Raw genomic sequence first — 9,597 nt, 5'->3', positions numbered from 1 at the left:
AGGGCCGGCGTCCCCACGTCCGTCGTGCGCAGCCGCACCAGCACCGCGAGGCTCTGGGCCGTGGCCCCCCACGGAACCGTGCACAGCGCGGAGGCGTGGGGGACCGTCCGCGGCGACGGCGCGTCGTCCGGGTCGGGCGAGTGCCAGGGGGCGACACAGACCAGCGTGTGCGGGCCGTCCGCGCGGGGACCCAGGGCCGTGCGCAGCTCGGCCACCGCCATGTCCCGCTGCCAGCCGCGTTCCGAGGTGAGCACCGCCCGCAGTTCCCGGCTCAGCCCCGCCCCGGCGTCCGCCTCGTCCGCGAGCAGCGCGCCGATCCGGCCGGCCACCTCCATCGCGGCGGCCAGCTGCGCGTCCGTCGGCCCCGGATCGCCGTCCAGCAGCCAGACGTAGCCGAGGACGACACCCCGATGGCGCACCGGCAGGCAGATCCGGCCGCGGTACACCCCGGCCTCCGGGCTCGACGGGATGCGCACCGGGCCGGTGGCGCGGGTGATGCCGAAGCCCTCGAACCAGGCGCGCACGGTCGCGGTGGAGCGCCGGGTCAGGATCGAGCGGGTGCGCACCGGGTCCAGGGCAGACGGATCCAGGTCGCCCTCGCTGTCGTACGCGCCGAAGGCGATCAGCTCGAAGTCGCGGTTCTCCAGGGTCGCCGGGACGCTCAGCAGCTCCGAGATCTCGTCGACCAGTTCCTGGTAGTCACCCTTGTAATCGGCCGCCACCCGGGCATTCTCCCGCATTTTCCGGCCCTCTTCATACATCTGTCTGAGATCTGGTGCGCGGATGCGTGACAGCTGTCCGTGGCCGACGATCGGAGACATCCTTAGGTTTCACGGTGGTTCTCCGTGCCGTACCCGAATGGTCGGGTGACGGCCGTCTAGGTGCTTGTCTGTGGAGGTGCCCCGTGCTGGGTCCCGTGATTCTCGCCGCGTCGCGCAGCGACCGGATGCGACGCCTGATCTCGGCGGCCCCGGTGACCAAGCAGGTCGTCGACCGCTTCATCCCCGGTGAGACCGTGGACGACATCGTGCCGATCATCAAGGATCTGACGGCCAAGGGCCTGGAGCTGACGATGGACGTCGTCGGCGAGGACATCACCACCCCCGAGCAGGCCGCCGCCGCCCGGGACGCCTACCTGCAGCTGGCCGACCGCCTCAAGGAGCTGCAGCTCGGCGAGAAGGTCGAGATGTCCGTCAAGCTCTCGATGTTCGGCCAGGCGCTCCACGGCGGCCACGAGCTGGCCCTCGCCAACGTCCGCCCGGTTGTCGAGGCCGCCGCCGCCATCGGGACGACCGTGACGCTGGACGCCGAGGACCACACCACCCTGGACTCGATGTTCGCCATCCACGAGGAGCTGCGGAAGGACTTCCCGCAGACCGGCTGCGTCATCCAGGCCTACCTCTTCCGCACCGAGGCCGACGCCCGCCGCCTCGCCGCGAGCGGCAGCCGGGTCCGCCTGGTCAAGGGCGCCTACAAGGAGCCGGCCGAGGTCGCCTACCAGCAGAAGCACGAGATCGACAAGGCCTACGTGCGCATCCTGAGGACGCTGATGGAGGGCGAGGGCTACCCGATGGTCGGCTCCCACGACCCGCGCCTGATCGCCATCGCCCAGGACCTGGCCCACAAGGCCGGTCGCAAGCCCGCCGAGTACGAGTTCCAGATGCTGTACGGCATCCGCAGCGACGAGCACCTGCGCCTGGCCGCCGAGGGCCACCGCATGCGCGTCTACACCGCTTACGGCACCGACTGGTACGGCTACTTCATGCGCCGTCTGGCGGAGAAGCCGGCCAACCTGCGCTTCTTCCTCCGCTCGATGGTCAGCAAGGGCTGAGCCCGAACACCCGCTCACGTACAAGGAGTTACGGATCTCATGGACGCTGTGACCCAGGTCCCCACCCCGGTGAACGAGCCGGTGCACGGCTACGCCCCCGGCTCGCCCGAGCGCGCCCGCCTGGAGGCCAAGCTCAAGGAGCTGGCCGAGAACCCGATCGACCTGCCGATGACGATCGGCGGCGAGAAGCGGATGGGCGGCGGCGAGCCGTTCCAGGTGGTGCAGCCGCACAACCACAAGGCCGTCATCGGCACCCTGCGCAACGCCACCCAGCAGGACGCGCAGGACGCCATCGACGCGGCCCTGGCTGCCGCGCCGGCCTGGCGCGCGATGTCCTTCGACGACCGCGCCGCGATCATCCTGCGCGCCGCCGAGCTGCTGTCCGGCCCGTGGCGCGAGACCATCGCCGCCTCCACCATGCTCGGCCAGTCGAAGACCGCCCAGCAGGCGGAGATCGACACCCCCTGCGAGCTGGTCGACTTCTGGCGCTTCAACGTCCACTACGCCCGCCAGATCCTCGCCGAGCAGCCCCCGGCGAACTCCCCGGGCGTGTGGAACCGCCTGGACCACCGCCCGCTGGAGGGCTTCGTCTACGCGATCACGCCGTTCAACTTCTCGGCCATCGCCGGGAACCTGCCCACCGCGCCCGCCCTCATGGGCAACGTGGTGGTCTGGAAGCCGTCGCCCACCCAGACCCACGCGGCCGTCCTGCTGATGCGGCTGCTGGAGGAGGCGGGCCTGCCCAAGGGCGTCATCAACCTCGTCACCGGCGACGGCATCGCGGTCTCCGAGGTCGCCCTGAACCACCGCGACCTGGCCGGCATCCACTTCACCGGCTCGACCAAGACCTTCCAGTACCTGTGGAAGACGGTCGGCAACAACATCGAGAAGTACCGCTCCTACCCGCGTCTGGTCGGCGAGACCGGCGGCAAGGACTTCCTGGTCGCCCACCCCAGCGCCGACCGCGCGGTGCTCAAGACGGCCCTCACCCGGGGCGCCTTCGAGTACCAGGGCCAGAAGTGCAGCGCCACCTCCCGCGCCTACATCCCGGCCTCGATCTGGAACTCGGGCTTCAAGGAGGAGTTCGCCGCCGAGGTGGACTACCTCACCATGGGTGACGTGACGGACCTGTCCAACTTCATGGGCGCCGTCATCGACGAGCGCGCGTTCGCCAAGAACAAGGCCGCGATCGACCGCGCCAAGCAGGACCCGACCTGCACCATCGTGGCGGGCGGCACCTACGACGACTCGGTCGGCTACTTCGTCCGCCCGACCGTCATCGAGTGCACCGACCCGGAGAACGAGGTCTTCACCACCGAGTACTTCGGCCCGATCCTCGCGGTGCACGTCTACGAGGACGACGCGTACGACGAGATGCTGACCCAGATGGAGTCGGTGTCCGACTACGCCCTCACCGGCTCGGTCATCGCCAACGACCGTGCGGCGGCGGCGTACACGATGGAGAAGCTGCGCTACGCGGCCGGCAACTTCTACATCAACGACAAGTCGACCGGCGCCGTCGTCGGCCAGCAGCCCTTCGGCGGCGGCCGCGCCTCCGGCACCAACGACAAGGCCGGCGCCCCGCAGAACCTGCTGCGCTGGACCCTGACCCGCGCCATCAAGGAGACGCTGGTCGCGCCGACCGACTACACCTACCCGCACATGGGCTGATCCTCGCCGAGGAGGAGCCCCCGAGCTACGGGCCGGGAAGCCTGACATCCGAGCAGGCTTCCCGGCCCGTTTCCAACTCCGGCCCGGCGCCCCCTTGCGCGGCTCCGCGATACTGGGCCCATGACCGTCCGCCTGCGCCTCGCGCACACCGCCGGGCTCGAACCCGCCGAACTCCGTGCCGCCCGCGCCCTGTTGGACGAGGCGTTCGACGACTTCTCCGACGAGGACTGGGACCACGGCCTCGGCGGCATGCACGTGCTGCTGCGCGACGACGACGGGCTCGCCGCGCACGGGTCCGTCGTGCAGCGCCGGATCCGGCACCGGGGGCGCTGGCTGCGCACCGGGTACGTCGAGGCCGTCGCCGTGCGCGCCGACGTACGGCGCACCGGGCTCGGCGGGCGGGTGATGGCCGAGCTGGAGCGGGTGATCGACCGCGCCTACGACCTCGGCGCGCTGGCCGCGAGCGAGGCCGGCGCCCCGCTGTACGCCGCCCGCGGCTGGCAGCACTGGGGCGGCCGGGTGCACGCCCTCTCGCCGGACGGCATCGTCCGGCTGCCGGAGGAGGAGGGGTACCTCTGGCTGCGGCCGGCGCTCGCCGGCGCGCCGGACCCCGGCCACGAGCTGGTCCTCGACTGGCGCGACGGAGACGTCGCCTGACGGAGGGCGAATCCCCAGGTCAGGGCCGGGTGAGCGGGTCTGCCGTCTCAGATAGTAGGAAGTCCGAGTAATTGTGCAGACAGACGCGGCCTGCTCCCTTAGCGTTGTAGAAGCCGAACGTCTCGCTCGACCAAGCGAAGGGCGGTCGTGAGCCGGGCCCTGTGCAGGCAACCCCTGCGGCCGGTGCTCCCCGCCCCCTCCGGCGTCTCGTTTCCCTCATCGCCGCCCGCCGGCTTGCCGAAGGAGTCGATTTTCCATGGCCGAGACGACCGTCCGCCGCCGAGTCCGCCACGTGTCCCGCATGAGCGAGGCCGACCGCAAGAACGCCGCCGCCGCCCTCCAGCGCGCCCTCGACCGCCGCGACAACGGCGGCGAGACCGGCCACTAGCCCCTGCCCGGCTGCTCCACCCTGACTGTCCGCATCCCGGACGGGGTGTGTCATCACCTGGGACGAGGAGTAGGGTGCCCGCATGTCTCGCAGCATCAATCTCGCAGTGATCCCCGGTGACGGCATCGGCCAGGAGGTCGTGGCCGAGGGTCTGAAGGTCCTCTCCGCCGTCCTGCCGCAGGATGTGAAGCTGGAGACGAAGGAGTACGACTTCGGTGCCCGGCGCTACCACGCCACCGGCGAGACCCTCACCGACGCCGACCTCGACGCGCTGAAGCAGCACGACGCCATCCTGCTCGGCGCGATCGGCGACCCGTCGGTGCCGTCCGGCGTCCTGGAGCGCGGCTTCCTGCTCAAGCTCCGCTTCGCCTTCGACCACCACGTCAACCTGCGTCCGTCGAAGCTGCTCCCCGGTGTCGCCACCCCGCTGGCCGGCCAGCCGGAGATCGACTTCGTCGTCGTCCGCGAGGGCACCGAGGGCCCCTACACGGGCAACGGCGGCACCATCCGCAAGGGCACCGAGCACGAGGTCGCCACCGAGGTGTCCGTCAACACCGCCTACGGCGTCGAGCGCGTGGTCCGCGACGCCTTCGCGCGCGCCCAGGCCCGCCCGCGCAAGAAGCTCACGCTGGTCCACAAGAACAACGTGCTGACCTTCGCCGGACACCTGTGGACGAACGTCTTCACCAAGGTGGCCAAGGAGTACCCCGAGGTCACCACCGACTACATCCACGTCGACGCGGCCACCATCTTCCTGGTCACCGACCCGGGCCGGTTCGACGTCATCGTCACCGACAACCTCTTCGGCGACATCATCACCGACCTCGCCGCGGCCGTCTCCGGCGGCATCGGCGTGGCCGCCTCCGGCAACATCAACCCCAGCCGCGAGTTCCCGTCCATGTTCGAGCCGGTCCACGGCTCGGCCCCGGACATCGCCGGACAGGGCAAGGCCGACCCCACCGCCACGGTCCTCTCCGTCGGCCTCCTGCTGCGCCACCTGGGTTACGACGCCGAGGCCGACCGCATCGACGCGGCGGTCGCCGCCGACCTCACCGAGCGCGCGGGCAAGCCTGCCCGCAGCACCTTTGAGATCGGCGACGCGCTCGCCTCCCGAGTAGCCGGCTGACCCGGCGCTCCATCCCGAGAAGCCGCCGGGTCGGACGACCGCCCGGCGGCTTCCGCATGTCCCCGCCGGGTGCCACCATCGACCCCTGGGCCGCATTCACCCCGATTCCTTCCGCCGCAGCCCCCGCGCGATAATCGAACGCGGAGCCGCGGTATGAGGGAAAGCTCGGACGTCCTAGCACCAGCCGGGAGGCCGGTGCGGGGCATGAGCGCGGCCCGTCACAACGACCGGTGAAGGACACATCACTCATGACGACGCCCACGATCGAGCTCAAGCCCTCCGCCAGCCCCCTCGCCGCCGCCGAGCGAGAGGCGATCCTGGCCAACCCCGGGTTCGGCCGCCACTTCACCGACCACATGGTGACGATCCGGTGGACCGAGGGGCGCGGCTGGCACGACGCCCAGCTGGTCCCGTACGGCCCGATCTCCCTCGACCCCTCCAGCCACGTCCTGCACTACGGCCAGGAGATCTTCGAGGGACTCAAGGCCTACCGGCAGCCCGACGGCTCGATCGCGCTGTTCCGCCCGGAGGCGAACGCCCGCCGCTTCCGCAACTCCGCCCGCCGCATGGCCATGGCCGAGCTGCCCGAGGAGCTGTTCATCGCCGCCCTGGACGCCCTGCTCGCCCAGGACGCCGACTGGGTCCCGCCGCACGGTGGTGAGGCGTCCCTCTACCTGCGCCCGTTCATGTTCGCCTCGGAGACCGGGCTCGGCGTGCACCCGGGGAACGAGTACCTGTTCATGCTGATCGCCTCCCCGTCCGGCGCCTACTTCGCCGGCGGCGTCAAGCCCGTCACCATCTGGGTCTCCGAGGACCACGTCCGGGCCGTCCCCGGCGGCACCGGCGACGCCAAGACCGGCGGCAACTACGCCGCGTCCCTGCTCCCGCAGGCGGAGGCGGCCGCGCACGGCTGCGACCAGGTCGTCTACCTCGACGCGGTCACCCGCACCAAGGTCGAGGAGAGCGGCAGCATGAACGTCGCCTTCGTCTACGGCGACCGGATCGTCACCCCGGCGCTGACCGGCTCGATCCTGGAGGGCATCACCCGCGACTCGCTGCTCCAGGTCGCCCGCGACCTCGGCTACACCGCCGAGGAGGGTGTCGTCACCCTGCAGCAGTGGCGCGAGGACGCCGCATCCGGCGCCCTCACCGAGGTCTTCGCCTGCGGCACCGCCGCCGTGGTCACCCCGATCGGCCACGTCAAGACCAAGACCGACGAGTGGACCCACGGCGACGGCACCCCCGGCGAGGTCACCCTCCGGCTGCGCGAGGCCCTGCTCGGCATCCAGCGCGGCCTGACGGAGGACACGCACGGCTGGATGCACAGGATCGGCTGACCCTCACCGTTTCCCGGCCGCTCCCCCTGTTCCGCCGCGACGGCGCGGCGGAACAGGGGAGCGGTTGGAGCGGGGAGCGAGTGGGTATCCACTCATCCCGCGGGGAGGCGTGTGCCCCGGTGCGCGTGGGGACAGGGGGGAGGCAGCGCAGGGTTGAACGCACGGTCACCGATACCTCGGGTGCGCTGGTTATGGCGCGCGTTACGCACCCCGCGCCGCCCGCAGAGCCTCACCGCGCTGCTGGCGCTGGCCGGCTGTGCCGCGTTGCTGCTGTGGCGGGCCGCCGGCATGGACGCCTACCAGGAGAACCTCTTCCTCAACCTGGGCACCGACCTCGTCGGCGTGGTCATCACCGTGTTCGTGATCGGCCCGCTGATCTCCCGCGCCCAGGAAGGCCGGGTCCGTGAGCACAGCCGGCTCGACTACGAGTGGTTCGCCTCCCAGGTGCACGGCGCGACGGCCTGCGTGAAGGTGCTGGACACCTTCTCCAACCTGTTCGGGCCGCAGTTCTCCGAGCGTCTCTTCCGCGGGGTCAGGGCGGCCACCGCGCACGGGTCGCGGGTGCAGATCCTGCTGCTGGACCCCGACTCGCTCGCCGTCATCCTGCGCGGCCGCGAACTGGGCGAGCAGAGCGCTGACATCCGCCGCGACATCATGCGCAACCTGCGCACCCTGGACCACTTCGCGCGCCGGCTGGACGACACCTCCCGCGCCCTGCTGGAGGTGCGCCTGTGCCAGACGTCCCCCGGTGTGACGCTCTACCGCTGGGACGAGCGCTGCCTGGTCTCCTTCCTCACGGTGGGCCGGCTGTCCGGCGAGGGCGTCCAGCTGGAGGTCGCCGTCCGCTCCCCGCTCGGCACCTTCGTGGAACAGCGTTTCGACGAGCTGTGGCGGCAGAGCCAGCCCATGGAGCACTTCACCCGTTTGCCGCTCACCCTGGTCGACGCCGCCGACGGCCGCCGCGAGTTCCGCTGCCCGTTCGTCTACGTCGAGGACCGCCTGTACGCGGCCGGCCCCGACCTGGTGTCGTACCTCGCCCGGCACCGCCTCGACCAACTCTCCGCCTACAGCGAGGTCTTCACCGTGCCGAGCGGGCACGAGCTGCTCGTGGTCGACGACGAAAGTCCCCTGCATGCGCTGCTCCTCCAGCACTTCGCGGAGAAGTACGATGCGTCCGCGGCCGCCTTCGTAGAGCTGCGACCGCCGGTCCCGATCACGGAATAGCGGACCCGGCACAGAATAGAGGCACTGGCACAGATGAGTTCAGCGCTCCACCCTGCTCCACACACGAAGCCCCGGTATCGCGCCTTTACCCCCCGTGACCTGGACGGACTCCTGGACCGGGTGTCACTGCCGCCCGCCGAGCGGCTCGCGCTGAAGGCCGTGTCGGCGGTCCTGCCCTTCCGTACGAACTCCTACGTGGTGGACGAACTGATCGACTGGTCGGCCGTCCCCGACGACCCCGTCTTCCGGCTGACCTTTCCGCAGAGCGGCATGCTGCCCGCGCACGAACTGCGCCGGATGGCGGACCTGCTGGCTCGCGACGCGCCCGCCGCGGAGGTCCGGCGGGCCGCGCACGAGATCCGGATGCGGCTCAACCCGCACCCCTCGGGCCAGCTCGACGCCAACGTCCCTGTGCACGAGGGCCGCCGCCTGACGGGGCTTCAGCACAAGTACCACGAGACGGTGCTGATCTTCCCGCGGCAGGGCCAGACCTGCCACGCCTACTGCACCTACTGCTTCCGCTGGCCGCAGTTCGTCGGCGAGTCCGAGCTGCGCATCGCCACCGACGACACCGCCGCCACCAGCGCCTATCTGCGCGCCCATCCGGAGGTGAGCAGCGTGCTCGTCACCGGCGGCGACCCGCTGGTCATGAGTACCGAGGTGCTGAGGCGCCATGTCGAGCCCCTCCTGGAGATCGACACCGTCCGCTCGGTCCGGATCGGCACCAAGTCGCTCGCCTTCTGGCCGTACCGCTTCCTGACCGACCGGGACGCCGACGATTTGCTGCGGCTCTTCGAGAAGGTCGTCGCCGGTGGCCGTCACCTCGCGCTCATGGCCCACTTCACCCACCCGCAGGAACTGCGCCCGCCGGTGGTGCGGGAGGCGATGCGCCGGGTACAGGACACCGGCGCCGTGATCCGCTGCCAGGGGCCGCTGGTCGCCGGGATCAACGACAGCGCCGAGGCGTGGGCGGAGCTGTGGGAGGAGACGACCGCGCTGGGGGCGGTGCCGTACTACCAGTTCGTGGAGCGGGACACCGGCCCGCAGGGCTACTTCGGGGTGCCGCTGGCCCGCGGCCACGCGATCTTCCGTGACGCCTACGCCCGCGTCTCCGGACTCGCCCGCACGGTGCGCGGACCGGTGATGTCGGCGATGCCGGGCAAGGTCTGCGTGGATGGCGTCGCCGAGGTGGCGGGCGAGAAGGTCTTCGTCCTCCACCTCATCCAGGCCCGCGACCCCGAGTTGGTGGACCGGCCGTTCTTCGCCGCGTACGACGAGGGTGCGACCTGGTTCACCGACCTGAAGCCGGCGTTCGGTGCGGCCCGCTTCCTGCCGGGCCTGGAGGCCGGGTGACGGCCCGGAC

8 protein-coding genes and 1 pseudogene are annotated in these 9,597 nt (G+C 71.0%); 8 read left to right on the top strand and 1 reads right to left on the bottom strand.

The genetic code is table 11. From position 1 onward, the window contains the following. Positions 1-740, bottom strand: a pseudogene (locus ACLU3S_RS21690) (PucR family transcriptional regulator); the annotation flags it as partial. A 164-nt stretch (positions 741-904) separates the two neighbouring features. Here ACLU3S_RS21690 and ACLU3S_RS21685 point away from each other — a divergent pair. The 8 genes from ACLU3S_RS21685 to ACLU3S_RS21650 all read left to right on the top strand — a co-directional run bounded on the left by ACLU3S_RS21685 (position 905) and on the right by ACLU3S_RS21650 (position 9,587). Further along, positions 905-1,831 carry a proline dehydrogenase family protein gene (locus ACLU3S_RS21685; RefSeq protein ID WP_413953581.1) on the top strand — a complete coding sequence of 309 codons (927 nt, stop codon included), beginning with the start codon at positions 905-907 and terminating at the stop codon, positions 1,829-1,831. 39 nt (positions 1,832-1,870) lie between these two features. Next, a complete protein-coding gene (pruA, locus tag ACLU3S_RS21680; protein WP_413953580.1) occupies positions 1,871-3,502 on the top strand; it encodes an L-glutamate gamma-semialdehyde dehydrogenase in 1,632 nt (543 codons plus the stop codon). Positions 3,503-3,622: 120 nt separating this feature from the next. Next, positions 3,623-4,159, top strand: coding sequence for a GNAT family N-acetyltransferase (locus ACLU3S_RS21675; RefSeq protein ID WP_413953579.1), 537 nt, complete (start codon positions 3,623-3,625; stop codon positions 4,157-4,159). A 256-nt stretch (positions 4,160-4,415) separates the two neighbouring features. Further along, positions 4,416-4,547: a hypothetical protein gene (locus tag ACLU3S_RS21670; protein WP_413953578.1), complete on the top strand. Its 132-nt coding sequence runs from the start codon at positions 4,416-4,418 to the stop codon at positions 4,545-4,547. Between the two features lie 82 nt (positions 4,548-4,629). After that, positions 4,630-5,673 (top strand): 3-isopropylmalate dehydrogenase, encoded by a 1,044-nt coding sequence (locus ACLU3S_RS21665; protein WP_413953577.1) that lies wholly within the window; start codon positions 4,630-4,632, stop codon positions 5,671-5,673. 248 nt (positions 5,674-5,921) lie between these two features. Next, a complete protein-coding gene (locus tag ACLU3S_RS21660) occupies positions 5,922-7,010 on the top strand; it encodes a branched-chain amino acid aminotransferase (RefSeq protein ID WP_413953576.1) in 1,089 nt (362 codons plus the stop codon). 180 nt (positions 7,011-7,190) lie between these two features. Next, a complete protein-coding gene (locus ACLU3S_RS21655) occupies positions 7,191-8,234 on the top strand; it encodes a hypothetical protein (RefSeq protein ID WP_413953575.1) in 1,044 nt (347 codons plus the stop codon). 120 nt (positions 8,235-8,354) lie between these two features. Continuing rightward, on the top strand, positions 8,355-9,587 hold the full coding sequence (locus ACLU3S_RS21650; RefSeq protein ID WP_413953574.1) for a KamA family radical SAM protein: 1,233 nt from the start codon (positions 8,355-8,357) through the stop codon (positions 9,585-9,587). Positions 9,588-9,597 lie beyond the last annotated feature (10 nt).

Origin of the sequence: Streptomyces sp. AF1A, from assembly GCF_047340315.1 — a bacterium.
In the GTDB taxonomy this organism is placed as follows: Bacteria; Actinomycetota; Actinomycetes; order Streptomycetales; family Streptomycetaceae; genus Streptomyces.
This window is presented reverse-complemented; position numbering and strand designations above follow the sequence as displayed.